The following is a 24,239-nucleotide window of genomic DNA, read 5'->3' on the forward strand; positions in this document are numbered from 1 at the left end:
CTGTGTTTGCGCGGGCATTCGGTACTCACGTAACCGGTGAGGCGCGCGCGTCGCCACCCAGGATGCTCCCGACGGTCCGCAGGAGAGCGAGGCCAGCCACGTAACCGTCGCCCCGCAGGATGGTTTCGAGGACACTTGTAAAGAGCCCTGCCGTGGAAGACGGGGAACAGACCCGGGGTGGCGTCAGGCCAGTCAGACTCGGAGACCCGAACCTCGCCGCCACATCGGCCGACGTGGCACCGCGATCCGCAGACAGCGGGCGCGCTGGGACGCCTTCGGACTCTGGTTCTGACCCGCGACGCCCATCCCGACCGACGGTGCGCTGTTCAGTGGGGCCCGGCACATGGAGGTGCCAGACATGGAGCGCAGGCAGGATGGTCCGGCTCAGCCCAAGTCGCAGGGGCGGCGTGTGGCCGACAGTCGTGCGGTGGAGGTCGCGTCCAGGGTCGGGCTCTGCGCCCGGGGAGTGATCTACGTGCTGGTGGGGATTCTGGCCGTGCGGATCGGCCTCGGCAGCGACAGCGGCCAGGAGGCCGACCGGTCCGGCGCGGTGGGGACCCTCGGCGAGCAGCCGTTCGGCCGGGCTCTGCTGTGGGCCCTGGTGGTGGGGCTGGCGGCGATGACGCTGTGGCGTCTGTGCGAGGCGGCGTTCGGGCAGACAGTGGAGGGCGGGAGAAGTGGTCTCGTCGTCTGGGTTCTCTGGGGATGGCGGTGTTCTACGCCGTGATCTGTGTCGGCGTGGTGCAGACGGCGCTGGTCGGCGGTTCCTCCGGGGGCCGTCCGGGTGACGAGACGTCGAAGGAGTACACCGCCAGGGTGCTGGACTGGCCAGGCGGCCGGGTGATCGTCGGCGTCTTCGGAGCCGTGCTGATCGTCGTGGGCGTGGTGATCCTGGTGCGCAGCCTGATGCGGAGGTTCGAGAAGGATCTCCGGACGGACGAGATGCGCCCGGCGACGCGGCGGGTCGTCGCGGTACTGGGCATCGTCGGCGGCGCGGCGTGCGGTGTGGTCGCGGCCGGGGCCGGCCTGTCCGTCCTGCTGGCCGCGGTGCGGTACGACCCCGACCAGGCCAAGGGCCTGGACGAGACGTTGCGTTCGTTCGCCGCCACGCCCGCAGGGCCCGCCCTGCTGATCGCCGCCGCTGTGGGCCTCCTGCTGTTCGGCCTGTACTCGTTCTGCGAAGCCCGCTGGCGCAAGGCCGCCCAGCACGGGACTCCGGCGGAACAGCCGACCGGGGCTGCGGGCCCGGGAACACGTCCCGGTGCGCCCTAGCAAGACGAGGTCGACGATCAGCAGGCAGAAGAGTGCTTCGGCGACCGCGCCGATGATGCCCAGCACGATCGCGGCAATGACAACCGTGCCCCATCCGTGCCCTTCGGAACGGTGAACAGCGGTCAGCACGGGTATCGACGGACCGCCGAAAGGAGCCGCAAGGAGGGATGTTTCCCCAGGTCAGACACCTTATGATCGGCGTCGGCGCCGGTGATTCCCAAGCTTATAGCGCGGGTTCGATTCCCGTCATCCGCTCGTGAACGAAGCCCCAGGTCAGCGACCTGGGGCTTCGTCGTTGCCCGGCACCTCTCTGGGGCCGCGTTCCATTCACGTGCCATACGGGACCTCATGCGGCGCCAGATCAGCCGCTGATCCACATGCCGGCTGAGTACCGCCTCGCCCAGGGCGCCTCCACATGATCACGAGGGTCACCCGGCGTGGCTGATCCATCGCCGCAGCGCGACGTGGGTGGTGTCGCCCAGTCGGCACAAGGCCTCGATGGCGTCCAGGTCACCCGGCAGGGGTGCGATACCCGCGGTGGTGAGAGCGGCATGCAGCTCCAGACGGCGACGGTCGGCCGGCTCGAGACGAGCGGACGGGCAGCTCGTCGGCTCCGGCGCGGGCAGGAGGCGATCGCCGGGCTCCAGGTCACCGCAGGCCGTCGGCGTCTGCTCCGGCAGATCGTCGACGAGCGCGGCAGGAAAGCGGTACGGGTCGAGATCCCGCAGCGCCACGGTGCCGGTGATGAAAGCCTGAAAACCAGTCACGAATGCCTCCTCGGTCGTCGTGCCACTGTGCAGGACGACTGCAAGCGGAGCGGGGGCAGTTGCGGCACACGACGTACTCCACTCGAATGCCCCCTACGGCATCTCGTCACAAGAGCGATGAACCCACCGGTAAGGACCGCTGCGCGACGGCCACTTCACGGCTCGCTCGACACCGACACCGACGCCGACGCCTCGCGAGTTCGATCCGTCCGCCCGGCCACAGCCGCCCCACCCCGACGGAGCGAGCCGCCCGCCGCTCACGGACACCTGGCCCTGACCACGCCGGACCACTCCTCCGGCCGAAGGACGCGGGCGGGGCACCCGATACCCCCTGGCCCGTCTCGGTCGGCAGTCGTAGAATTGAAAGTGGATCGAGCACTCTCACGTGTGACGATCCGGAAGGGCGGCCTCGGCGGAGTGAATGCGCTGGGGCCGTTGTGACGACCACCGTCACGGGGGCGTCACCGCGCTCGCCGTGGGCGGACCTGCCCTGGACGGACAAGGACGACACCCGGGACTCGCCCGCGCACGCGCACGGGAATCGGCAGGCCTGGAGCGGCTCCCGTCGAAGGTCGCCCCCCGGAAAATTCGGTCGCGGGGCCCGTCCCGTCGACCGAACTGCTCCTACCCACCACCCCGGACGACCCGGTCCTGCGGCGCGGATACCTCTGGTCTTTCCTGTGCGGGTACAAATCCCGATCCCGTCGCCCGGTCAGGTGCCGCCTGCCGCATACCGGTGTGCTGTGCCGCACGTCGCCACAGGCGGGGCAGGAAGGTGTAGAAGCGGTCGGGCAGGAACACGGCGTCCGCGACGATCATGGCGCCGGAGAAGAGCGGCAGCCCCATGAGTACGGCGATGCCGATGTGCATCCCGAGCAGCACGGCAAGAACCGGATACTTGAGCCGGCCGAAGAGTACGAACGGGAAGGCGACCTGGACGAGCACCGTGACGTACCCGGTGATCGCGATCACCATCGGGAAGTCGTCCACGAGGTGGGAGAGCGCGGGCCAGGGCTGGAACAGTTCGAGGTTCAGCGCGTAGTGGAGAGCGGTGCCGCCGCCCCAGGTGGAACCCTGGACCTTGTACAGGCCTGCTGATCCGTAGAGGAAGCAGACCTGTGCGGCGATGACGAAGACGCCGCAGTTGTGCACCACCGTGGTCAAGGTGACGCGGGCATGGCGGAGTTCCTGCGCGTACGGGCCCCGCACCGGCTCCGGCACGTCGCCCGCACGAGCCGACTTGAGCCGGTCGCGACGTGCGTCCAGGGACCAACGCCGACCGCACGCGGTCAGAACGAGGTACATGGCCATCAGCAGGACCAAGTTGTCGCCCCCGTCCGTCATGAAGATCGACCTCGCGTGGAACGAGATCACCACGACGGCGAAGAGGACGGACATGACGCGGGTCCGCCAGCCCAGCACGAACAGTACGGACGTGACGACGGCCAGCGCGTAGCAGAACTCGAAGTAGGCAGGGCTGTCGGACAGGGTCAGGATGCTGTTCCAGCCCGTCTGCTCGAAGAGCTGTTCCGCCAGCGCGGGCGTCCAAGGGGAGTCGGGTCCCCAGATCTCTGCACGGTGCGGGAACTCGCGGAGCAGGAAGGCCAGGTAGAGGAGCCCGTAGCCGATGCGCAGCACCGAAGCGGCGTACAGGGACACCGGGCGGCCGGTCAGGAGGGCCCACAGAGCGCTGACCTGGCCGAGGAGCCACTGATGGGCGGCTCCGACGAGCGAAGTCCCCGGCCCCTGGGGGCGTTGTGGTGCGGCTGCCGCAGGGGAGGGCCGGGAGGGCTGCTCATTTCCCATGGGGGGTCACCTTCCACCAGGGCAGGAGCCGGTTCTCGGTGGGAGCCGGCGGGCGGTCACCGGCGGCGGTGCCGGGAGCGGCGACGGGCGTCGTGACGACCCGAAGCTGAACGAAGTCGAACGTGTCGCCACCGTGGTGGGCGGCGAAGCGGTCCGCGGCGATATTGCGCAGGTACTTCTGCATCATCACCGCCCGTTCCGAGCGTGCCGTGTCGCTTCCTCCGTGCGTCTCGACATAGGAGCTCCAGGCGCGGCGCAAAAGGTTCTGAGCGGTGTGGCTCGGAAATGCGTTGTGGTCGACCGCGGCATTGTCCACGGCGGCCAGGTCGAACCAGGGGCTCACTCGTACCGATCCGTCGGAGGCCGTTTGCGCAGTTCTCGCCAGGACCTTCCGGTTGAAGGAATCGGGGTCCGGCGCGAAAAGTCGCCAATTCTGCTCGAAAAGGGGGTACACCCATCCGTTGATCTGTGGGCCGTACCGCTTTGATACGGGGTTGGAGGGGGCTACGTGAAGGAACACCATGACGAGATGGACCAGCGCGGTCACCAGACACAGGGCCACGGCCGTGCGCAGCCCTGCTCTCAGTGCGCGGACCCTCATGGGCCGTCTGTCCGGCGGGGTCGCTCTGCCGTGTTCTGGTGGCAGGGCGGCCGCCGGACCGGAACCGGACTGCTGAAGTTCCTGCACGGCCGCTGATTCGATTCCGCTCGACACCGCCCACCCTGTCCTTCACGTACGCGCTGCTCGCGCCTGAGTCTCTGCGTATCTCACCGGCGGCGCACGACGGAACCTCTGAGGATTCCGCCGCGCGCCGTCATCCGATGAACGGTCTTGATGCGGCCTGCTGCTCAGCCCTCGTAGCCGGCGGGCTTGTCGGCGTAGCCGTGGTGCTCGTCAGCCTGCTCGCCGTGGTCCGGCTTCCCAGGCCCCTCGTGGTGCCCATGGTCGGGCTTGCCGTGGTCGGGATTGCCGTGGTCCGGCTTCCCGTGGTCGGGCTTGCCGTGGTCCGGCTTGCCGTGGTCGGGATTGCCGTGGTCCGGCTTGCCGTGGTCCGGCTTACCGCCGTTCCCTCCGGTGACGGGCCCCCCGGTCGTGTTGCCGGCACTGTTGCCCGACGTGTTACCACCAGTGGTGTTCCCGGCGGTGTTGCCCACGGTGTTCCCGGAGGTGTTGCCCGCCACGTTCCCCGAGGTGCCGCCGCCCACCAGGTTGACGCTGGGCCCGCCGATGAGGGTGCCGCCGATGAGACCCAGAGTCGTGCCGGTCGTCGTCGTGCCCGTCGTCGTGCCTGTCGTCGTACCGGTCGTCGTGCCGGTCGTCGTCGTACCCGTCGTCGTACCGGTCGTCGTGCCGGTCGTCGTGCCGGTCGTCGTACCCGTCGTCGTACCGGTCGTCGTGCCGGTCGTCGTGCCGGTCGTCGTCCCACCGGTGGCGCATCCACCGAGGAAGATCCTGTTGTTGTTGAGCGTCACCTCGCCGTTACGGGCCAGCGCCCGACCCTCGACGCTTGCCCCCTGGTTCACGAAGATCGAGGTCAGAGCCATGATGGTGCCCACGAAGGTGGAGGTGGTGCCGAGAGTCGCAGAACTCCCGATCTGCCAGTAGACGTTGCACGGCGAAGCGCCGTTCGTGAGGAGAATCCTGCTGCTGGATGCCGTCGTCAGGGCTTCAGGAATCTGGAACACCCAGACCGCGTTGGGGTCTCCCCCGGCGTTCAGGATCAGATCACCGGTGAGGCCGACGCCGGATGTGGCCCTGTGGACACCGGGAAGCAGCTCCTGGCCCCCGCCGATGCCCGCGGCCAGCGGGAAGTCCGGTGCCTGACCGGTCAGTTGGCCGGCCGCGTTGTTGTACGCCACGATCAGATCGATCTTGGCCTGCCTGGCCGGGTCGTCCGCGGGGTGCACTGCGCCGAGCACCAGGCCGGGCGGGAAGCCGGTGATGGCCCCGTTCGGGTGCGTCCCGAGGTCGTGGTCGAGCACCGAGTTGCCGGTGTTGGTGACTCCCTGCCCTGCCAGAACGGAGTAGCTGGCGGTCGTGCCCAGCGGGACGGGTGTCGCGATGGCAAGCGCCTGCGTCGGCGTCACGGCGACCATGACGGCGGCGACTGCTGCGGCGAGGGTCGATGCCAGCCCGCCGGACAGAATGCGGCGGCGAGTCGTTCGAGGGATGTGCAGCTTCATCAAGAGGCCATTTCCTGTGGGGGCCATGGCGCGCACCGGGCCTACCGATCGCCCGGGACGCCTTCTAGCTGTGGCCGCATATTACGCATGAAAATTTACGCACCCATACCGGGCAAAACGGGGAGGGGGAATGGACATAAAAGTATTTCCATACCTCTGGCCGTGATGAAAATATGCAGCCTTACGCCTCCAGCCATCCAGAAAATCGCCGAATAGGTGAAATCTGATCAGCTCACACGAAGCGGCACCGCACACCTGTCCATGAAGCCGACCCGATGTGAACACGGGTGTACGCCGACCGGGTCAAATCAAGAGCGCCGCGCCATGGGCGCGGCGCCCGGGACGAAAGCGCAAGGAGGCGCAGCACCAGCGGGAGGTTCTTCCCGAAGCCGGCCGCGTGCGGGGTGAGTGCCGGTTCCGGGGCGTCGTCGCAACCCGGCGCGTCACCCTTGGGGCTCAGGATGCGTAGAGCTTGATGGCGTCGGTGATGAAGTGCCGGCTCTGCTCCGGGGCGAGGGCCAGCGCCCGCAGCCGGGCGTGCGTCGCGCTGTACTGCTGTACGTCGGACGTCTTCTCCAGGCAGAGGCCGCTGGTGAACCTCTCCAGGTACACCACCGCCTCACAGGTGTCGGAGAACTCCAGGATGGAGAACTGTCCCGTCAGCCCTGGGTGAGCGCCTGCGCTGTGAGGGAGCACCTCGACGGTGATGTGCGGCTCGGCGCTGAGCGCGTGCAGGTGCTCCAGTTGCTCGCGCATGATCTCCCGGCTGCCGACGACACGCCGCAGGGCCGATTCGTCCAGGACGACCCACAGATGCAACCGGCGGGCGAGGTCATAGATCCGGTACTGACGGCGAAGTCGCACCTTCAGTCGCGCGGCTGCCTGGTCGACCGTGACGAGGGGGATCGTTTCCTCGATGACCGCGGCGGCGTAGGCGGGAGTCTGCAGCAGGCCGGGGATCACCGTGGACTCGTAGGCTCGGATGGAGGCGGCGACCGCCTCCAGGTCGAGATAGACGCTGTGGGGGATGTCGCCGTAGGAGTGCCACCAGCCCTGTCGGCTCGACTCCCTGGCGAGTGTCGTCAGGTGGTCGACGAGATGCTGGTCGGTGACGCCGTAGAGCGCGCAGAGATCGCGTACGTCGCGGGGGCTGACCGCACGGCGGCCCGTCTCCATGTGACTGACCTTGGCCTGGGAGATCAGCAGTTCCGCCGCGACCTGCGTGCCGGTCATACCTCGGTCCTTACGGAGCCGGCGCAGCTCCGCCCCCAGTCGTCGTCCTGTGACGGTGGGGTTGTTGTTCGCCGCCATGAGCGGTGTACCTCCGGCTCCAAGCCACTACGTGCCCGAGCAGATTGGCACGGAGAACCGGTTGTTGATCACCCGCCGTGCCGCCGGTGTCGTGCGTCGAGAAAAGGATTGTGCCGATGTAACGTGCCCGGCGTCGCCCGCACGAACCAGCGCTCCACGCGGCCCACGGAGCCCTACGGCGCGCAAGTCGGGTCGCGGGGAGGGGACGGCGGCCAGGATCGGGGGATGGATCAGCGGGCGAAGCGGCCCTGTGTGCAGGACGGTCCGCACGTGGGTGGTGACTTCCGAGGCGAGCAGCCGTTCGGCCGGGCTCTGCTGTGGGCCCTGGTGGTGGGGCTGGCGGCGATGACGCTGTGGCGTCTGTGCGAGGCGGCGTTCGGCCAGACAGTGGTGGGCGGGGAGAAGTGGTCTCGTCGTCTGGGTTCTCTGGGGATGGCGGTGTTCTACGCCGTGATCTGTGTCGGCGTGGTGCGGACGGCGCTGGTCGGCGGCTCCTCCGGGGCCGTCCGGGTGACGAGACGTCCCACAGGCGTCCTGGGTGGAGGCGTCATCGCTTCCACCCAGCACGACGAGCAAGCGGTCACAGCGTGGCCGGTGGGGTCGGCCACGCCGCTTTCGTCGGCGACGAATCGTCCGGTTCCGGCGCCGTCGAAGGTGCCGCGCGCGTTCGCCCGCACGGGGTTCACTTCGACAGCGGCGGCGGTCCGGCCGCCGGACGCCCGGTACTGCGTACGGCCTGGGTCCGGGCCAGTTCGCGCACCGTGGCCATGTCGCTGAACGGGAGCAGCTTCTCGCCGACGATCTGGTGTGGTTCGCTGCCCTTGCCGGCGATCAGGACCGTGTCGTCGGGGCCCGCTGCGGACAAGGCGAAGGCGATCGCCCGGCGCCGGTCGGTGTAGCGCCGGAAGGGGGTGCCGGTCGCCGTGAGACCGGGGGCGACCTGGTCCAGGATGGCCTCGGGGTCCTCGTTGCGGGGGTTGTCCGAGGTCAGGACACAGAGGTCGGAATGGGTCCCGGCGATCTGGCCCATCTCGGCTCGTTTGGTGGTGTCGCGGTCTCCGCCGCAGCCGAAGACCGTGATCACCCGGCCGCGGGCGAAGCCCCGGATGGCGGCCAGGACCTTGTCCAGGGAGTCCGGCGAGTGGGCGTAGTCCACGATCACCGACGTGCCCAGCGGGGTTCGGAAGCGTTCCATCCGGCCCGGGACGGGCAGCATCCGGTCGAGCGCGTCGACCAGCGGGCCCAGCTCGTGCCCCAGCACGTGGCAGGCTGCCACCGTGGCCAGCGCGTTGGCCACCGAGAACCGGCCGGGGACGGGGATCGAGGCCGGGTAGGCGCGTCCGTCGTGGTGGAGGGTGAATCGCGTACCCGAGGCACTCACCACGAGGTCGGTGGCCCGGTAGTCGGCCGGGCGGTCCAGGGCGTACGTGGTCACGTCACCCGGCATCATCGACGCGATGGACGCGCCCACCGGGTCGTCGGCGTTGACCACCGCGCGCCGGCACAGGCCCTGGAAGAGCCGCAGTTTGGCGTCCCGGTAGTCCGCCATCGTCCCGTGGTCGTCCAGATGGTCCTGCGTCAGGTTGGTGAAGACTCCGACGTCGATGAACGTACGGTCCACCCGGTGGGTAAGCAGCGCCATCGACGTGGCCTCCAGCACCACGCCGGCCGCCCCGCGGTCGCGCATGAAGCCCAGGAGGTACTGCAGGTCGGGGGATTCCGGCGTGGTCAGCACCGATGGCGGCATGGGTATCGGCTCGTCGCCGATCCTGCTTCCGGCGGTTCCGATCACCCCCACCTTGGCACCCTCGGCGATGCGGAGGACGGACTCGATCATGTACGAGACGGAGGTCTTCCCGTTGGTGCCGGTGATCGCCACGATCTCCATCTGCCGCCCGGGCTCGCCGAAGTAACGGGAGGTGACCACCGCGGCGGCCGTCCGCGCGTCGGGTACCCGGACGGCGCAGGTGCCCGCGGGCCACACCCCGGCCGGCAGGGCGGGTTCGCCGCTGTCGACGAGTACGGCGGCGGCGCCCCGGGCCAGGGCGGGCGAGACGGAGCCGGGGCCGCCCTCACGGTGTCCGGGCACGGCGATGAAGAGCGAGCCCGGCTTCACCCGGTCGGCGTCGAAGGTGATTCCCGCGGTGATCAACGTCGTGTCCGGATCACCCTGGAGAACGTGGTGCTCCTGCCCGGCCAGCAATGCGCTCAGCTTCACAATGATCCCTTCGAGGGGGCTCGGGCCCGCGTGCGGCCGTAGCCAGGCGGCAGTGCCGGCGGCATGCCGGGAAGCTGCTGTGGTGATGTGGAGCGGAGGAGCCGGAGGCGCGATGCGCTAGCCGTGGCCGTGCAGGGCGGTACGGCGCGTCTTGGGCGCTGCGGCGAGGGCCGCGCCGGTCGGGTCGACGGCGGTCGGAACCCCGGCGGCCGGGCGCATCTCGGAGGCGGCCTGCCGCAGGCACTGCCTCGGGGAACGTCTGCGACCCATGGGCCGAGTGTACGGCTCACCCAGAGACCCGGAGACCGCCGCTGCCGGGCGGGTGAAGGCCACCGGTCCACGAGGGCGACCAGCCGTGCCCGTACGTGATGAGGGAGGGAGGAGACAGCAGGTTCTCGGCGGCCTGGGTGACGTTGTCTGCGGCGACCGCGCGGGCCGCATCCGCCGTGGTGTGCGGCGGGACCACCAACAGGGCGAAGTGGTCATTGTCGCCAGGGGTGATGAGGACGGTGTCGTCACCGACGGGAAACGAGTCCAGGCGGACGACCTGGTCGTCGATGACGAGGCGCGTCGGGACCTCATCGTGGGGGTGTCAGATTCGGCCATGGGTGGTCCGCCTGCCTCCGCGGGGCCCCGACACCTCATGGCCGACGAGTCACCGCCGTGATCTCACGGGTGCTCCGCGCACCTGCGGTCACGCCCGCGAGCATCGGCCGGGTACTGCTACCGGTCGGAAATCGCCTGGTCAGAACCCACTCGTCCGACCACGGCGCGGAGTACGCTGAAGGTACCGGGAGTAAGTCGAGCACCCGCTCCCACGCGGACGTCGTTTCCGGCGATCAATACACTGGGCCGCCCTGCAGGGCGGCCCGGAGACGGGTCCGCGATCATGATCGCCCTCGCCGCTCCCCTGCTCTCTGCGCGCCTGTCGCTGACACCTGAGACCAGCCTCGTCGGCCAATTGGACGGCGCTTGGTGGCCCGAGTCACGCGACCTCGAAGCCGAGCTTCCGTCACTGATCGACGCGCTGGAGGGCCGCTTCGGGCGCATCACGCGCGTCACGGTGAACCCCACCCGCTGGCCCGTCGTCCCGCACAAGGTCGCCGTCACCGGGCACACCGTGCACGTGGGCTGGTTCACCGAACAGGACCCCGACAAGATGATCCTGCTCTCCTACACCGTCGGCCGCTGCGACCTGCTGGTGATCCCGCCCGAGACCGAACCCGCCGCAGCCGCCCGGCTCATGACCGCCGCCGCCAACCCCGGCAGCGTCCTCACCGCCGGCGCTCTGATGACCGATGAAGCCACCGACGAAGCCGCGACAGGCCGTCGCGTGCGGGACGCACGAAGCGGCGAGGACGCCCGGGAGACGGACGGAGGGCCCGCCCTGCCCCCGCTCAGGCACCCGGTCGTCGGAGCACGGATGATCCTGCTGCGCGGGAACCCGCGGAGGTGACGTCATGGAGACCCTGATCGCGCTCGTGGCTGGTGCCGTGCTGATCGCCCTCGGCATGCGCCTGATCCACCGGCTCAACGCTCAGCACGCCGCACGCATCGCTGCCCACCACTTCGGCGACCCCTACCCGGTCCTCATCCGGCCGCCCGGCAACAGCCACCGCACGCCGACAGGGCAAGTCCCCAGCCGCAGGCTCACGGGCACCTGGCCCTGACCGACCTCAGACCACTCCTCCGACCGAAGGCCGCGGGTGGGGCACCCGACACCCGGGACAACCCACCCGCCGGCCTCTCGCCCGTCCCCTGAAGGGACCACCCACCTTGCATCCCATCAAGCACGAGACCCTGCCGCAGGCAGGACGCGCCGAGATCCGTATCGTCGCCGCCTCCCCCGAGGCCGCCCGCGCGGTCGCCGAAGCGATCCGCCGTGCCTTCGCCGGAGCGGAACAGCGCAGTTACCCGGCACCCGAAGGCGGCACCCGGCTCCACCTCACCGTCGACACCGAAACCGCCGCTGAGCCCACCCCCTCCTGGCTGACCACAAGCCGGCCGCCCACCGGCGCCGCCCACGCGGACGAAGCCTGAGGAGTAGTCAGACCCGTACGCACGAGAGGAGTGGCCATGGCGACACTGCGCGAGCGGCAGGTCTACCGCGAACGGGTCCTGACCGCCCTCTACGAGGCAACCGAAGGCAACCGCCTCCTCGGAGTCCCCGGGCGCGAGCTGCGCAACGACCTGCGCATCCCGGAGGAAGACCTGGCCGCCGCCTGCACCTACCTGGCCGGCGAGGGCCTGCTCACCGTCGACTGGGAACCGGGCAACACGCCCGCGATGGTCTCCCTGACCCACCAGGGAATCAGGCGCATGGAGGCGGAATCCTCGACCGGTACGCCCGGACCCTCTCCGGCGCCGGAGGGCGGCTCGTCCTGGCTCGTCTTCGCCGACGCCGGCGACACCGAGGCCAAGGAGACCCTCGCGGGGGTCTACGACCGGCTCGGCCACGGCGCCGAGAACGGCACCTGGCGCAACTTCTACCTCACCTCCGCCATGGAACTGCGCCACGGCGAGAACACGGCCCTGCTCAACGCCGCCAACCCCGAGATGGTGATGGCGCTGACCACCGGCATGCTCCTCGACTCGATCGCCGTACGCATCGACGGCCCGCGCGCCTGGCACGAGGACCTCACCATCGACCTCGTCCTCACCGACGAGGACCAGCGCCACCGCCTCACCCTCCACAACGGCGCCCTCACCCACCGCACCCTCCGCCGCGAACCCCGCACCCCCGCCGGCCTCACCCTCACCCTCACCAAGCCGCAGCTCCTCGGCGTCCTCGCCGGCAAGGGCCTCGACGGCGTCACCACCGACGGCGACCCCGCCCTGCTGACCCGCCTCTTCTCGTACGTCACCCAGCCCGACCGGGCTTCCCGATCGTCACCCCCTGAACACCGCACCCCGCGAAAGGACCCCGCGGAGCCACCCTCACGGCCTGGAAGTTCCCACCCCCGACGGCGCCGCCCAGGTCGAGGAACCCTGCTCTCCCACCAGAAGGAGACCCTCGTCCGCCGAGCCGATCTTCGACGCCTGACGCCCCACGGCGGCGCGTGCCACAACGTGCCGGTAGGGACGGTGAACAGCGGACGACAGGAGAAACGGCGAGACGTCGAGGAGACCTCGGCCCACGGCTCGCGGTAGGTGGCCCAGTCGTCGGCGGGTTCGCCCGCGTTGTACGCGTCCTTGACGTCCTCGGCGTTGAAGTACGCGGTCAGGGACGGGTGCGCGCCCCGATCCACCGACTTCAGCTGCCCGTCCTCCGAGGACTGGCCGGCGCGGACCGTGAGGTCCTTCAGCTCGGCGCCGGTCGAGTGCGGACGGGTTCGACCGGCGCGTGCTCGTGGAGATCAGACCCCCGTAGGCCCGGCCTTCTCTCGGGGAGCGGCTCGCGTCGCCAGGAGGGCTGCCGCGAACGAGCTTCCGCTCAGGGCGAGGAACAGGCCGCCGTAACCGCCGAGCAGGCCGGCGAGGGCGACTCCGGCCCACGGAGCGAGGGCCGCGGCGATGGTGGCCGGGGCCGTGAGGAGGGCGGAGAGCTGGCCGTAGTGGGTGGTCCCCCAGCGGTCGGTGACGGCGGTGGCCTGGAGCAGCGTGAGGTTTCCCCGTACGACTCCGGCGAGGACCGAGAACAGGACGAGGAGAGGAATCGGGCCTGGAACCAGCGCGAGGGCCACGGTGGTGGCGCCACCGAGGGCGATCAGGACGGTGGTTCGGCAGGTGACGGTCACGCGGGTGGCGAGGGTGGAGTAGAGGGTTCGGCCGAGTGTCTGCCCCACGCCGCCGAGACCGAGTGCCCACGCGGCGGTGGTCGAACTCGCTCCGCGCTCTTCGAGGAGCGGTACGAGCCCGATGACGACCGCGTACATGGCGAAGCCGGACAGCGTGAACGCGGTGGCGAGCAGGGCGAACGGCCCACTCCGCGCCGTCCGGTCGGCCCCTGTCGGCTGTTCGGGGTTCTGGGGCTGCGGGGCGGGCGGCCAGGGAGCCCGCAGGGCGAGGGCATGGGCGGGGAGGGTGATCGCGGCGAGCACGCCTGCGAGCACCAGGTAGGTGGCGCGCCAGTCGAGGTGCTCGGCGAGGGCGGCGGTGAGCGGGGCGAAGACGGTGGAGGCGAGGCCGCCGGCGAGGGTGACGACGGTGAGGGCGCGTACGCGGTCGGGGCCCCACCACCGGGTGAGAGCCGCGAAGGCGGGTTGGTAGAAGGTGGCGGCCATCGCGATGCCGGTCAGCGCCCAGGCAGCGTAGAAGACAAGGAGGTTCGGGGCGGCTGCTACGGCCAGCACGCCGATGACCGCCAGGGCAGAGCCCCCCGTCATGATCAAGTGCGGGCCGCGCCGGTCCAGGATGCGGCCGATGGGTACGCCTGCCGCTGCGGAGACGAGAAGTGCCAGGGAGAACGCGCCCGTCGTGGCACCCGCCGACCAGCCGGTATCGGCCGTGATGCGGGAGAGCAGGACGGGGAAGGCGTAGTAGACGATCCCCCAGCTGGTGATCTGCGTCGCGCACAGCGCGGGCAGGACGGCGCGGGGCCGCGACCGGACCCCCGTCCCGGTCGCGGCCCCGGCCGTCGGGGTGTCGAAGTCGGTCACGAGCCGCAGGAGGACGCCGGGCTGGTGGTGCCGAGCTGGATCAGCGCCGGGGCCGGGGCGCAGCAGCCGCCGCCACCATCGGTCGCCTCGTCGTCCTGGGGCTGGTCGAAGAGGCCGGCGCCGCCGCACACGCCCGTCTCCGGGAGGACGAGCTCGACGCGCTCGGCGGACTCTCGGTCGCCGGCGATGGCGGCGACGACGGAGCGGGCCTGCTCGTAGCCGGTGAGGGCGAGGAAGGTCGGGGCGCGGCCGTAGGACTTCATGCCCACGAGGTACACGCCCTCCTCGGGGTGGGAGAGCTCGTTCACGCCGTGCGGGTAGACCGTGCCGCAGGAGTGCTGGTTGGGGTCGATGAGCGGCGCGAGGGCGACGGGGGCCTGGAGCCGGTCGTCGAGGCCGAGGCGCAGTTCGTCGAGGAACGTCAGGTCGGGGCGGTAGCCGGTCAGGACGATCACCTCGTCGACGGGGTCGAGCCGGCGGCCGTCCTCGGCGACCAGGACCAGGCGCTCGCCGTCGCGTTCGATCGCGTCCGTGCGGAAGCCGGTGACGGCGTCGGCGTGGCCCTCGTCGACCGCCGCCTTGGCGGTGAGGCCGAGGGCGCCGCGGGCGGGGAGCTGGTCGGCGGTGCCGCCGCCGAAGGTGGAGCCGGAGATGCCCCGGCGCAGGATCCACACGGCCTTGGTGCCCTCGCCGCCCTCGGACCTGGCCAGGTCCGCGAGCGAGGCGAGCGCGGTGAAGGCGGAGGCGCCCGAGCCGATGACGGCGGTGCGCCGGCCCGCGTAACGGGTGCGGACGGCGGGGTCCTTGAGGTCGGGGACGCGGTAGGCGAGGCGGTCGGCTGCGGCCTTCTCGCCGAGGGCCGGCAGACCGGAGGCGCCGGCCGGGCTCGGGGTGGACCACGTGCCGGAGGCGTCGATCACCGCGCGGGCGAGGATTCGCTCCTCCCGGCCGTCTGCGTGGGCGACGTGGACGACGAAGGGCTGGGTCTCGCGGTCGGCGTCGACGATCCGGTCCCGGCCGGCACGGGAGACGCCGGTGACCCGGGCGCCGAGGCGGACCTTGTCTCCCAGGACCTCGGCGAGCGGGTGGAGGTACTTCTCGACCCAGTCGCCGCCGGTGGGGTACGTCTTCGTGTCGGGCTTCACCCAGCCGGTCGGAGCGAGCAGCTTCTCGGCGGTCGGGTCGGTGACCTCGCCCCACGTGGAGAACAGCCGCACGTGCGCCCACTCGCGCACCGCCGCGCCCGCCTGCGGGCCGCCCTCGAGGACCAGCGGCTCCAGGCCCCGGTCGACGAGGTGGGCAGCGGCGGCCAGACCGGCGGGGCCGGCCCCGATCACGAGGACAGGCAGCTGGTCGGTGGCGGTGACGTTCATGACGAACCCCTTGTGTTTCGACGTCTGTCGATCTCTTGTGCTCTCAGCATGCACCGCATATCGATAGACGTCAACATAGACATTCATCGAAACGGAGTGGTCTTCCCGCCCTGGCCCTGGAGGCGCTCGGGCAGCTGCGTCGCCCGTAGCCCCTTGCCTCTGGTTCGACATGTGTCAACATAGACATATGTCGAATGCGAGGGTGCTGCCGCTGCTCCAGTCCGAGGTCGCGCCGTGCTGCCCGCCGCTGACGGAACGCCCGCTCACCGCGGACGAGGCCGAACGAACGGCGAAGATGTTCAAGGCGCTCGGTGACCCCGTGCGCCTGCGCCTGTTCTCGGCGGTCGCCTCGCACGAGGCCGGGGAGGCATGTGTCTGCGACATCTCCGACGTCGGCGTCTCCCAGCCCACCGTGTCCCACCACCTGAAGAAGCTCAAGGAAGCGGGGCTGCTCTCCTCCGAGCGGCGCGGCACCTGGGTCTACTACCGCGTCGAGCCCGCCGTGCTCGCCGCCATGGGACAGCTGCTGACCAAGGCAGCCGCGTGACCGCCTCCCCCCTGGCCGTCCCGCTCACCGCCTGCGTACGGAGCGGTGGACGGGGAGCTCGTACCGCTGCTCGCAGTCGGTGAGGTAGGCGACGACGTGGGCGGCGTCCGGGTACGTCTCGCCGGGCTGGGGCGGCATGAGGCGGCCCGGCAGCGAGGAGTACGCGGCCGGGGAGAAGAGACAGGCCGTAGAGCGCCCACGGGCCGATCTTCGGCAGGAACGTTCGATTCCCGTCATCCGCTCTTCTACGAAGCCCCAGGTCAGCGACCTGGGGCTGCTGCTTCTCGGCGAGACTCTTCTCAGCTCCATCGCGCTGCGGACGCGAACGGCGACAGCGGATACGTGCGGGCGCATACTGGCAACAATGACAAAGCCCAGTGCACCGAAGCGCTTTTTGCCCACCAGCCCCTTCAAAGCCCCAGTCGCGCTGCCTCCCAAGCAGTTCGCCGTAGGCGACCAGGTCACGCACGACGTGCACGGCCTCGGCCGGGTCGTCGGCATCGAGGACGGGATCGCGGCCGTCGTGGATTTCGGCTTGGCGCAACAGCGGATCCTGAGTCCGTACGCCAAGATGAGCAAGCTGTAGGACCGCCGTGCCGGGTCACGGCACCCCAGACGCATTCACGGACCCACAAGGGAGAGGACCCCTCTCATCGACCTGACCTCGCCGTTCTCCGCTCCGGAAGAGGCGTCCCCCTGCGCCGCCGCAGCATCACCGCAGCCCACCACACATCCCTTCCAGGCGCCCGACTTCGGGGAGATCGACACCTTCCTGTTCGACGAGGACGCGCAAGCGTCAGCCTCTGGCACGAGTGCGGCTCGACGCGGGGCAGGCTAGCTCCCACTCGTGACGACGGCTTCGGCATCGGGCCAGGAGGCGTATCCGCTTCCGTCTCCCTCCACGGCGTGCGCCGGACGGGAAGCTCAGCGGCCGGCCAGCTGGCCCGCTCCCACCGTCGCACCGCGATTCCCGTCATCCGCTCCACGACAGACCCCCAGGTCAGAGACCTGGGGTTCTTCGTCGTCCGGACCGATGCGGAGGCCACGCCATGGAGCACCACCGACAAGTCCACAACACGCGTACCGGGCCCTCCGAAGTCCGCACGGGCCGCTCCGTTGGCCCACGGCACGGGCTTTGGCCGCGTACCTTGCCGACGCTAAGGTGAGGCGCCGTACTCGGCGGATCGCTTCCCTGCGGGAAGATCGCTCCCCTGAGGGAGGTGGGGATGGGGCTCATGGACGCGGACCACGCGGGGCTGGTCGTCGCGGCGCAGGCCGGTGATGATCGTGCGCGCGAGGAGCTGATCGCCGCGTACCTGCCGTTGGTCTACAACATCGTCGGGCGAGCGCTGAGCGGACACGCCGACGTCGACGACGTCGTCCAGGAGACCCTGCTGCGCGTGGTGCGCGACCTGCCTGCCCTGCGGGCCCCGGAGAGCTTCCGGTCCTGGCTGGTGTCGATCACGCTCCGCCAGATCAATACCCACTGGCACCGGCAACGCACCTTCGCCGACCGGACCACGGTCATCGACGAGGCACGCCAGATACCGGACGCCGGGGCCGAACCCGAGGACGTCACGATCCTGCGTCTGCATCTGTCGGACGAGCGCCGGCAGGCCGTCGAAGCCGGCCGGTGGCTCGACGAGGACCAACAGGCGCTGCTGTCGCTGTGGTGGCAAGAACGCGCCGGCTCGCTGAGCCGTGACGAGATCGCCGCCGCGACGGGACTCACCGTCGCCCACGTCGGCGTACGCCTGCAACGCATGCGCGAGCAGTTGGAACTGAGCCGGGCGATCGTCGCCGCGCTGGAGGCCGACCCGCGCTGTCCGCAGCTGAACGAGACCGTCGCCGGCTGGGACGGTCTCCCCGCATCGGTGTGGCGCAAGCGGATCGCGCGGCACACCCGCGGCTGCCCGGTCTGCGTGGCGACGACGACAGAACGGGTTCCGGCCGAACTACTGCTCCTCAGCCTCGCGCCGCTGGCCGTCCCTGCGGGGCTCGTCGCCGCGCTGGCCGCCAAGGGCCTGCTGTCGGGTACGGTCGCGAGCGCCGCCGGGGTGGCCACGGCACACGCCGCCGTCGGCACGGCGACGGCGACGGCGGGAGGCGGTCTCCACAGTGCGCTGATCGGCAAACTCAGCGCGGTGACCGCTCATCCGCTGGTGAGCCTCGCCACCGGCGCGGTGCTCATCGCCGGGACCGCCACCTACGCGACCTGGCCCGAACCGGCGCATCGGGAGCCCGGGGTCATCGCCACTCCTACGATCGGCAACCCCACGGTCGGCACCCCCACGGTCGGCACTCCCACGCCGATCCCGTCGCGCACCACCACGTCGGCCGAACCGCCCCCGGTGAGTCCGTCCGCCTCCGCGGGCACTGTCCCGCTGGGCGCACAGTCGCTGGAGTCCGTGGACCAGCCCGCCCTGTACCTCACGTACGCCGGCGACTTCGCGACGCTCGGCCGAGAGCCGGCCACGTTCACGGTTGTCGGGGGGCTGGCCGACACACGGTGCGTCACCTTCCGCGCCGCCGACGGCCGGTACCTCCGCCACCATTACCTGCGGCTGCGGCTGAGCGGCGACGACGGCAGCGAGCTTTTCCGTGAAGACGCCACCTTCTGTCCGCGCCCGGGGGCGGTCGCCGGGTCGGTGACCCTGCACGCGCACAACTATCCGGGATCGGTCATCCGCCACCGCGACGGCGGCGTCTGGCTCGACGGCTCCGACGGCACTCGGGCCTTCGCCGGCCAGGCTTCCTTCATCCTGCGCAGGCCCGGGGCCTGAGTACCGCTCCACCTTCACCGGTGATCAGGGCGGCGCGCCCTTTCCCCAGCGACGACCGGACCGCAGGGCACGGCGTAACGCTTTCTGCCCGCGAGATGCATCACTGAGCAATCGTCCGGACGGCGCGACTTTTCCGTTACGAGACCGCGCGTGCGAAGGCCTCCATTGCATGGGGTGCTCTTCCCGCCGCTCACCAAGACGGGCAGGCGGGCGGGTTCCCCGATATCCCCCTGTGACGTATCCCCGTATCCCCGGAAGAAAGCCCCTCCCATGACGCGACACGCCCCCACGATCACGGCACCCAGGGTGACCCGCGACCCCCGAGGAGAATCATGAAGGGCCTGCACCGGCTCAGCCGGCGTCGCCGAACAGTGACGGTCGGGCTGTCGGCCGCGGCGGTGGTGGCCGGAGTCGTGACGCTCCTCCCCAGCTCCGCCGGAGCCGCGAACCTGGGTACGCAGGCGGCCCCCTCGGGCAGGTACTTCGGCACCGCGGTGGCCGCCGGCAGGCTCGGCGACTCGGCGTACACCGCGATCGCCGACCGGGAGTTCAACATGATCACCCCGGAGAACGAGATGAAGTGGGACGCCGTCCAGCCGTCCCGCGGCAACTTCAACTTCGGCCCCGCCGACCGGATCGTCGACCGTGCGAAGGCGAACGGCCAGCGCGTGCGCGGCCACACCACGGTCTGGCACTCGCAGCTCCCGGCCTGGGTCGGCTCGATCGGCGACGCGAACACGCTCCGCAGCGTGATGAACCGCCACATCACCACCACGATGACCCACTTCAAGGGCAAGGTCTACGCCTGGGACGTGGTCAACGAGGCGTTCGAGGACGGCCCCGGCGGCCGGCTCCGCGGCTCGGTGTTCCAGAAGGTCCTGGGCAACGGCTTCATCGAGGAGGCGTTCCGCACCGCCCGTGCGGCCGACTCCTCGGCCAAACTCTGTTACAACGACTACAACATCGAGAACTGGTCGGACGCCAAGACCCAGGGCGTCTACAGAATGGTCAAGGACTTCAAGTCCCGCGGCGTTCCCATCGACTGCGTCGGGCTCCAGAGCCACTTCGGAGCGGGCGGCCCGCCGGCGAGCTTCAAGACCACCCTGGCCAACTTCACCGCCCTGGGCGTCGACGTCCAGATCACCGAGCTGGACATCGCCCAGGCATCGCCCGTCCACTACGCCGACGCGGTCAAAGCCTGCCTGTCCGTGGCCCGTTGCACCGGCATCACGGTGTGGGGCGTTCGTGACAGCGACTCCTGGCGCAGCGGCGAGAACCCGCTGCTGTTCGACAGGAACGGCAAGCCCAAGCCCGCGTACACCGCCGTCATGAACGCCCTCGGCTCCGGCCCGGGTACCACCCCGAGCAAGCCGTCCGACGGTACGGGTACCGGTACCGGTACGGGGGAGATCAAGGGCGTATCCTCCGGCCGCTGTATCGACATCCCCGCCTCCACCACCGCCAACGGCACCCAGGCGCAGCTGTGGGACTGTGGCGGCCAGGCCAACCAGCGCTGGACCCACACCGCCGCCAAGCAGCTGAAGATCCACGGCGACAAGTGCCTGGACGCCAAGAGCAAGGGCACCACCAACGGCACCGCGGTGGTCATCTGGGACTGCAACGGCGGCGCCAACCAGCAGTGGAACATCCACACCAACGGCACGATCACCGGCGTCCAGTCCGGGCTGTGCCTCGACGCCGTCGGCGCGGCCACCGCCAACGGCACCAAGATCCAGCTGCACGCCTGCGGGGGCGTCGGCAACCAGAAGTGGACCGGCCCGTCCGGATCGGGCGGCGGCACGTGCGCGCTTCCGTCGACGTACAAGTGGAATTCGACGGGTGCCCTGGCGCAGCCTGCGAACGGGTGGGCCTCGCTGAAGGACTTCACCCACGTGGTGCTGGGCGGAAAGCACCTGGTCTACGGGTCGAACTTCAACGGATCGAAGTACGGCTCGATGACGTTCAGCCCCTTCACCCACTGGTCGGACATGGCGTCCGCCGGACAGAAGGCGATGAACCAGCCCGCGGTCGCGCCCACGCTGTTCTACTTCGCGCCCAAGAAGATCTGGGTCCTCGCGTACCAGTGGGGCCAGTGGCCCTTCATCTACCGCACGTCGAGCGACCCCACCGACCCCAACGGCTGGTCCGCGCCGCAGCCGCTGTTCACCGGCAGCATCCCCCGCACCGACTCCCCCACCGGCCCGATCGACCAGACCCTGATCGCCGACGACCAGAACATGTACCTGTTCTTCGCCGCTGACAACGGCAAGATCTACCGGGCGAGCATGCCGATCGGGAACTTCCCGGGCAACTTCGGCTCGTCGTACACGACGGTCATGAGCGACACGGAAGCCAAGCTGTTCGAGGCCCCCCAGGTCTACAAGGTCCAGGGCCGGCAGCAGTACCTCATGATCGTCGAGGCGAAGGGTGCGCAGGGGCGCTACTTCCGCTCGTTCACGGCCTCCAGCCTGAGCGGTTCGTGGACCCCGCAGGCCGGTAGCGAGAGCAGCCCCTTCGCGGGCAAGGCGAACAGCGGTGCCACCTGGACCAACGACATCAGCCACGGTGACCTGGTACGTGACAATCCCGACCAGACCATGACCATCGACCCCTGCCACCTGCGGTTCCTCTACCAGGGCAAGTCCCCCACCGCGGGCGGTCCCTACGACCGGCTGCCGTACCGGCCGGGTGTCCTCACCCTGCAGCGCTGACTGCCCGATCCACGGTCATACGCAAGGAGAACAACCCCCCATGAACAACCCCACGAACCGTGGGCGCCGCGGGCGTCACCGCCGTCGCTGGACCGCGACCGGACTGCTGCTCGGAGCGCCCGCCCTCGTCGTGCCGTATCTCCTGTTCGTGCAGGACGACTCGCAGGCCGCGACGGTCGACGCCAATGCCTACTACCGGCTGGTCTCCGTACGCAGCGGCAAGGCGCTGGACGTCAACGCCTTCTCCACCGCCGACGGCACCCGCATCCAGCAGTGGACCGACCAGAACACCGCCAACCAGCAGTGGAGGCTCCGACCCACCGGGGACGGCCACTACGAGCTGGTGAACCGCAACAGCGGCAAAGTGCTGGGCATAGCGGGCGGTTCGTCCGCCCAGGCGGCCGCCGCCGAGCAGCAGACCGACAGCGCCTCCGCCTCCCAGGAGTGGCGGATCGACGAGGTGAGCGGTTCCGACGCCGTCACCTTCACCTCCCGCAGGAGCGGCCAGGTCCTGGACGTCTCCGGAGGCTCCACGGCCGACGGCGCGGTGGTCATCCAGTACCCCGGCAAGGGCAGCACCAACCAGCAGTGGAAGCTGGTGAGGACGGCCGAGTCCCCGGCGGCCGGGACCGGACCGTACGTGTGGAACAACGCCCAGGTGGTGGGCGGCGGTTACGTCACCGGGCTGGTGTTCAACCCGCGTGAGAAGGGCCTGCTGTACGCGCGCACAGACATGGGCGGCGCCTACCGCTGGGACACCGCGGCCGAGCAGTGGATCCCGCTGACCGACTGGGTCGGCGAGAAGGACTGGAACCTGCTCGGCATCGACTCGGTGGCCACCGACCCCGTCGACCCCGAGCGGCTCTACCTCGCGGCGGGCACCTACACCAACGAGTGGGCCGGCAACGGCGCGATCCTGCGCTCCACCGACAAGGGCCGCACCTTCGAGCGCACCGACCTGCCCTTCAAGCTGGGCGCCAACGAGGACGGCCGCGGGGCGGGCGAACGGCTGGTGGTCGACCCCGCGAACAACGCCAATCTGCTCCTCGGCAGCCGCAAGAACGGCCTGTGGCGCAGCACCGACCACGGCGTCACATGGAGCCAGGTCTCCTCGTTCCCCGTCAAGGACGGGGCGAGCAGCGGCGGCGGCATCTCCTTCGTGACGTACGGCCCGGCCGGCAGCAGGACGGTCTACGTCGGCGTCGCCGACAGATCCACCTCCCTGTACCGCTCCACCGACGGCGGCAGTACCTGGCAGGCCGTCTCCGGGCAGCCCGCCGGCCAGATGCCGCAGCACGGCGTGCTCTCCGGTGACGGCTCGCTGTACCTGACGTACACCGACAATCTGGGACCCAACGGCGTGACGGCGGGTTCGGTGTGGAAGTACACGCCGGGCAGCGGGGCGTGGAAGAACATCTCCCCGTCCCAGGGCAGTTACGGCTTCTCCGGTCTGGCGGTCGACCCGCAGAAGCCGTCCACGGTCATGGTCACCACCCTCGGCCGCTGGTGGCCCGAGGACGAGATCTACCGGACCACCGACGGCGGTTCGAACTGGAAGGCACTGGCCGACAAGTCGGTGCGGGACGCCTCCGGCGCTCCTTACGTCGGCACTCACACCGGGCACTGGATGACCGCCCTGGCCATCGATCCCTTCGACTCCGGGCACGTGCTGTACGGCACCGGCAACGGCATCCTGCGCAGCAAGGACGCCCATGCCTCCGACAGCGGCGGCACCAGCCACTGGAGCATGGGTGCCCGAGGGCTTGAGGAGACCGCGCTGCTTGACGCGATCGCCCCTCCCGGCGGCGCCACCGTCATCACCTCCATGGGCGACCAGGGCGGCTTCCGGCACGACTCCCTGACGAAGGTGCCCTCCGGGCGGCTCAAAAACCCGTTGATGACCAACAGCACCGATATTGACTTCGCCCAGTCCAAGCCCTCGATGATGGTCCGCGTCGGCCGTGGCGGCGAGCAGGACGGCGCCTACTCCACCGACGGCGGCAGCAACTGGACCGGCTTCAAGGCAGAGCCTGTGCCCGGCGCCCGGGACGGCCGTATCGCGCTGTCGGCAGACGGCTCCACCATCGTCTGGACCGAGGCCGGTCAGGCCCCGTACCGCTCGACCGACAACGGGGCGAGCTGGTCGAGGGTCAACGGCCTGGGCGACGACGCCGCAGTCGTCGCCGACCGCTCCTCGGCCAGGACCTTCTACTCCCTGTCCGGCGGCACGCTCCATGCAAGCACCGACGGCGGCGCGACCTTCACCGCCCGCACCGGCAACCTGCCCACCGGCCGGCTCACGGCCGCCCCCGGCATCGCCGGGGACCTGTGGATCGCCGGCGCTGACAAGGGGCTGCTGCACTCCACCGACGGCGGCCGCACCTTCACCACGCTCACGACGGTGCAGTCCGCCTCCGCCCTCGGCTTCGGCAAGGCGGCGCCGGGCGCCTCCTACCAGGCCCTGTACCTGATCGGTACCGTCAAGGACGTCACCGGCGTCTTCCGCTCCACCGACATGGGCACCACCTGGCTCCGCGTCAACGACGACGCCCACCAGTGGGGCAACATCAGCGGCAGCGGCGTCATCACCGGCGACCCCGACACCTTCGGGCGCGTCTACATCGGCACCAACGGACGCGGCCTCCAGTACGGCGACCCGTCCTGACCCC

At 70.1% G+C, this 24,239-nt stretch carries 21 protein-coding genes and 4 pseudogenes; 14 read left to right on the plus strand and 11 right to left on the minus strand.

The window, feature by feature from the left end:
* Positions 1–358: 358 nt before the first annotated feature.
* Both ACIRB7_RS18535 and ACIRB7_RS18540 read left to right on the plus strand, forming a co-directional pair.
* Positions 359–727: a DUF1206 domain-containing protein gene (locus tag ACIRB7_RS18535; RefSeq protein ID WP_403599402.1), complete on the plus strand. Its 369-nt coding sequence runs from the start codon at positions 359–361 to the stop codon at positions 725–727.
* Entirely contained in the window at positions 706–1,272 is a 567-nt protein-coding gene (locus tag ACIRB7_RS18540; protein WP_403599405.1) for a DUF1206 domain-containing protein, read from the plus strand. Before ACIRB7_RS18535 ends, ACIRB7_RS18540 begins: the two co-directional genes overlap by 22 nt.
* Before the next feature lie 428 nt (positions 1,273–1,700).
* Here ACIRB7_RS18540 and ACIRB7_RS18545 read toward each other — a convergent pair whose 3' ends face one another.
* From ACIRB7_RS18545 to ACIRB7_RS18565, 5 genes are all read right to left on the minus strand, one after another.
* Positions 1,701–2,039, minus strand: coding sequence for a hypothetical protein (locus ACIRB7_RS18545; protein WP_403599408.1), 339 nt, complete (start codon positions 2,037–2,039; stop codon positions 1,701–1,703).
* Between the two features lie 624 nt (positions 2,040–2,663).
* Positions 2,664–3,845 (minus strand): HTTM domain-containing protein, encoded by a 1,182-nt coding sequence (locus ACIRB7_RS18550; RefSeq protein ID WP_403599410.1) that lies wholly within the window; start codon positions 3,843–3,845, stop codon positions 2,664–2,666.
* Positions 3,835–4,446, minus strand: a complete 612-nt coding sequence (locus tag ACIRB7_RS18555) for a DUF5819 family protein (protein WP_403599976.1) — start codon at positions 4,444–4,446, stop codon at positions 3,835–3,837. The genes ACIRB7_RS18550 and ACIRB7_RS18555 overlap by 11 nt, the downstream gene beginning before the upstream one ends.
* Positions 4,447–4,694: 248 nt before the next feature.
* Positions 4,695–6,029, minus strand: a complete 1,335-nt coding sequence (locus tag ACIRB7_RS18560) for an ice-binding family protein (protein WP_403599412.1) — start codon at positions 6,027–6,029, stop codon at positions 4,695–4,697.
* 456 nt (positions 6,030–6,485) lie between these two features.
* Positions 6,486–7,340: a helix-turn-helix domain-containing protein gene (locus ACIRB7_RS18565; RefSeq protein ID WP_403599415.1), complete on the minus strand. Its 855-nt coding sequence runs from the start codon at positions 7,338–7,340 to the stop codon at positions 6,486–6,488.
* Between the two features lie 225 nt (positions 7,341–7,565).
* On the opposite strand from ACIRB7_RS18565, the gene ACIRB7_RS18570 reads away from it, so the two are divergent.
* On the plus strand, positions 7,566–8,117 hold the full coding sequence (locus tag ACIRB7_RS18570; RefSeq protein WP_403599417.1) for a DUF1206 domain-containing protein: 552 nt from the start codon (positions 7,566–7,568) through the stop codon (positions 8,115–8,117).
* Here the strand turns inward: ACIRB7_RS18570 and ACIRB7_RS18575 are convergent.
* The 3 genes and pseudogenes from ACIRB7_RS18575 to ACIRB7_RS18585 all read right to left on the minus strand — a co-directional run.
* Positions 8,023–9,558: a UDP-N-acetylmuramoyl-L-alanyl-D-glutamate--2,6-diaminopimelate ligase gene (locus ACIRB7_RS18575; protein ID WP_403599420.1), complete on the minus strand. Its 1,536-nt coding sequence runs from the start codon at positions 9,556–9,558 to the stop codon at positions 8,023–8,025. The genes ACIRB7_RS18570 and ACIRB7_RS18575 overlap by 95 nt on opposite strands.
* A 117-nt stretch (positions 9,559–9,675) precedes the next feature.
* Positions 9,676–9,828 (minus strand): hypothetical protein, encoded by a 153-nt coding sequence (locus ACIRB7_RS18580; RefSeq protein WP_403599423.1) that lies wholly within the window; start codon positions 9,826–9,828, stop codon positions 9,676–9,678.
* A 16-nt stretch (positions 9,829–9,844) separates the two neighbouring features.
* A pseudogene (locus tag ACIRB7_RS18585) lies at positions 9,845–10,141 on the minus strand (DUF5994 family protein); the annotation flags it as partial.
* Between the two features lie 306 nt (positions 10,142–10,447).
* Here ACIRB7_RS18585 and ACIRB7_RS18590 point away from each other — a divergent pair.
* The 5 genes and pseudogenes from ACIRB7_RS18590 (at position 10,448) to ACIRB7_RS18610 (ending at position 12,708) form a co-directional block, all read left to right on the plus strand.
* A complete protein-coding gene (locus tag ACIRB7_RS18590; protein WP_403599426.1) occupies positions 10,448–11,014 on the plus strand; it encodes a DUF5994 family protein in 567 nt (188 codons plus the stop codon).
* Positions 11,015–11,018: 4 nt separating this feature from the next.
* Positions 11,019–11,228 (plus strand): hypothetical protein, encoded by a 210-nt coding sequence (locus tag ACIRB7_RS18595; protein WP_403599428.1) that lies wholly within the window; start codon positions 11,019–11,021, stop codon positions 11,226–11,228.
* 106 nt (positions 11,229–11,334) lie between these two features.
* Complete coding sequence (locus ACIRB7_RS18600) at positions 11,335–11,598, plus strand: hypothetical protein (RefSeq protein WP_403599431.1); 264 nt, start codon at positions 11,335–11,337, stop codon at positions 11,596–11,598.
* 36 nt (positions 11,599–11,634) lie between these two features.
* Positions 11,635–11,889 (plus strand): annotated as a pseudogene (locus ACIRB7_RS18605) (hypothetical protein); the annotation flags it as partial.
* Positions 11,878–12,708, plus strand: a complete 831-nt coding sequence (locus tag ACIRB7_RS18610; protein WP_403599979.1) for an alkyl sulfatase C-terminal domain-containing protein — start codon at positions 11,878–11,880, stop codon at positions 12,706–12,708. The pseudogene ACIRB7_RS18605 and the gene ACIRB7_RS18610, both read left to right, overlap by 12 nt.
* Before the next feature lie 206 nt (positions 12,709–12,914).
* On the opposite strand, the gene ACIRB7_RS18615 is transcribed toward ACIRB7_RS18610, so the two are convergent.
* Both ACIRB7_RS18615 and ACIRB7_RS18620 read right to left on the minus strand, forming a co-directional pair.
* Positions 12,915–14,156 (minus strand): MFS transporter, encoded by a 1,242-nt coding sequence (locus tag ACIRB7_RS18615; RefSeq protein ID WP_403599434.1) that lies wholly within the window; start codon positions 14,154–14,156, stop codon positions 12,915–12,917.
* Positions 14,153–15,529, minus strand: coding sequence for an NAD(P)-binding domain-containing protein (locus tag ACIRB7_RS18620; RefSeq protein ID WP_403599437.1), 1,377 nt, complete (start codon positions 15,527–15,529; stop codon positions 14,153–14,155). The genes ACIRB7_RS18615 and ACIRB7_RS18620 overlap by 4 nt, the downstream gene beginning before the upstream one ends.
* Positions 15,530–15,716: 187 nt before the next feature.
* Here ACIRB7_RS18620 and ACIRB7_RS18625 point away from each other — a divergent pair, with 187 nt between their 5' ends.
* A complete protein-coding gene (locus ACIRB7_RS18625) occupies positions 15,717–16,076 on the plus strand; it encodes an ArsR/SmtB family transcription factor (protein ID WP_403599440.1) in 360 nt (119 codons plus the stop codon).
* A gap of 33 nt (positions 16,077–16,109) precedes the next feature.
* Here ACIRB7_RS18625 and ACIRB7_RS18630 read toward each other — a convergent pair.
* Positions 16,110–16,256 (minus strand): annotated as a pseudogene (locus ACIRB7_RS18630) (pyridine nucleotide-disulfide oxidoreductase); the annotation flags it as partial.
* Positions 16,257–16,440: 184 nt separating this feature from the next.
* Between ACIRB7_RS18630 and ACIRB7_RS18635 the strand changes: the two are divergent.
* The 5 genes and pseudogenes from ACIRB7_RS18635 to ACIRB7_RS18655 all read left to right on the plus strand — a co-directional run bounded on the left by ACIRB7_RS18635 (position 16,441) and on the right by ACIRB7_RS18655 (position 24,235).
* Positions 16,441–16,662 carry a hypothetical protein gene (locus ACIRB7_RS18635; protein WP_403599443.1) on the plus strand — a complete coding sequence of 74 codons (222 nt, stop codon included), beginning with the start codon at positions 16,441–16,443 and terminating at the stop codon, positions 16,660–16,662.
* Between the two features lie 640 nt (positions 16,663–17,302).
* The gene (locus ACIRB7_RS18640; protein WP_403599446.1) at positions 17,303–18,859 is read left to right on the plus strand and encodes a sigma-70 family RNA polymerase sigma factor; all 1,557 of its coding nucleotides are present in this window, start codon (positions 17,303–17,305) and stop codon (positions 18,857–18,859) included.
* Positions 18,860–19,191: 332 nt separating this feature from the next.
* Positions 19,192–20,136, plus strand: a pseudogene (locus ACIRB7_RS18645) (endo-1,4-beta-xylanase); the annotation flags it as partial.
* A 51-nt stretch (positions 20,137–20,187) separates the two neighbouring features.
* Positions 20,188–21,570 carry a non-reducing end alpha-L-arabinofuranosidase family hydrolase gene (locus ACIRB7_RS18650; RefSeq protein WP_403599982.1) on the plus strand — a complete coding sequence of 461 codons (1,383 nt, stop codon included), beginning with the start codon at positions 20,188–20,190 and terminating at the stop codon, positions 21,568–21,570.
* 40 nt (positions 21,571–21,610) lie between these two features.
* Positions 21,611–24,235 carry an RICIN domain-containing protein gene (locus tag ACIRB7_RS18655; RefSeq protein ID WP_403599450.1) on the plus strand — a complete coding sequence of 875 codons (2,625 nt, stop codon included), beginning with the start codon at positions 21,611–21,613 and terminating at the stop codon, positions 24,233–24,235.
* Positions 24,236–24,239 lie beyond the last annotated feature (4 nt).

It is taken from the genome of Streptomyces sp. NPDC093795, assembly GCF_044764665.1.
GTDB lineage: Bacteria > Actinomycetota > Actinomycetes > Streptomycetales > Streptomycetaceae > Streptomyces.

Excerpts from the sequence above, each read along its gene's own strand:
- ACIRB7_RS18540 (WP_403599405.1), top strand. The coding sequence starts at position 706 with ATGGCGGTGTTCTACGCCGTGATCTGTGTCGGCGTGGTGCAGACGGCG.
- ACIRB7_RS18620 (WP_403599437.1), bottom strand. The coding sequence starts at position 15,529 with ATGAACGTCACCGCCACCGACCAGCTGCCTGTCCTCGTGATCGGGGCC.
- ACIRB7_RS18625 (WP_403599440.1), top strand. The coding sequence starts at position 15,717 with ATGTCGAATGCGAGGGTGCTGCCGCTGCTCCAGTCCGAGGTCGCGCCG.
- ACIRB7_RS18640 (WP_403599446.1), top strand. The coding sequence starts at position 17,303 with ATGGGGCTCATGGACGCGGACCACGCGGGGCTGGTCGTCGCGGCGCAG.
- ACIRB7_RS18650 (WP_403599982.1), top strand. The coding sequence starts at position 20,188 with ATGAACGCCCTCGGCTCCGGCCCGGGTACCACCCCGAGCAAGCCGTCC.
- ACIRB7_RS18655 (WP_403599450.1), top strand. The coding sequence starts at position 21,611 with ATGAACAACCCCACGAACCGTGGGCGCCGCGGGCGTCACCGCCGTCGC.
- ACIRB7_RS18560 (WP_403599412.1), bottom strand. The coding sequence starts at position 6,029 with ATGAAGCTGCACATCCCTCGAACGACTCGCCGCCGCATTCTGTCCGGC.
- ACIRB7_RS18550 (WP_403599410.1), bottom strand. The coding sequence starts at position 3,845 with ATGGGAAATGAGCAGCCCTCCCGGCCCTCCCCTGCGGCAGCCGCACCA.
- ACIRB7_RS18535 (WP_403599402.1), top strand. The coding sequence starts at position 359 with ATGGAGCGCAGGCAGGATGGTCCGGCTCAGCCCAAGTCGCAGGGGCGG.
- ACIRB7_RS18595 (WP_403599428.1), top strand. The coding sequence starts at position 11,019 with ATGGAGACCCTGATCGCGCTCGTGGCTGGTGCCGTGCTGATCGCCCTC.
- ACIRB7_RS18610 (WP_403599979.1), top strand. The coding sequence starts at position 11,878 with ATGGAGGCGGAATCCTCGACCGGTACGCCCGGACCCTCTCCGGCGCCG.
- ACIRB7_RS18570 (WP_403599417.1), top strand. The coding sequence starts at position 7,566 with ATGGATCAGCGGGCGAAGCGGCCCTGTGTGCAGGACGGTCCGCACGTG.
- ACIRB7_RS18590 (WP_403599426.1), top strand. The coding sequence starts at position 10,448 with ATGATCGCCCTCGCCGCTCCCCTGCTCTCTGCGCGCCTGTCGCTGACA.
- ACIRB7_RS18580 (WP_403599423.1), bottom strand. The coding sequence starts at position 9,828 with ATGGGTCGCAGACGTTCCCCGAGGCAGTGCCTGCGGCAGGCCGCCTCC.
- ACIRB7_RS18565 (WP_403599415.1), bottom strand. The coding sequence starts at position 7,340 with ATGGCGGCGAACAACAACCCCACCGTCACAGGACGACGACTGGGGGCG.
- ACIRB7_RS18635 (WP_403599443.1), top strand. The coding sequence starts at position 16,441 with ATGACAAAGCCCAGTGCACCGAAGCGCTTTTTGCCCACCAGCCCCTTC.
- ACIRB7_RS18555 (WP_403599976.1), bottom strand. The coding sequence starts at position 4,446 with ATGAGGGTCCGCGCACTGAGAGCAGGGCTGCGCACGGCCGTGGCCCTG.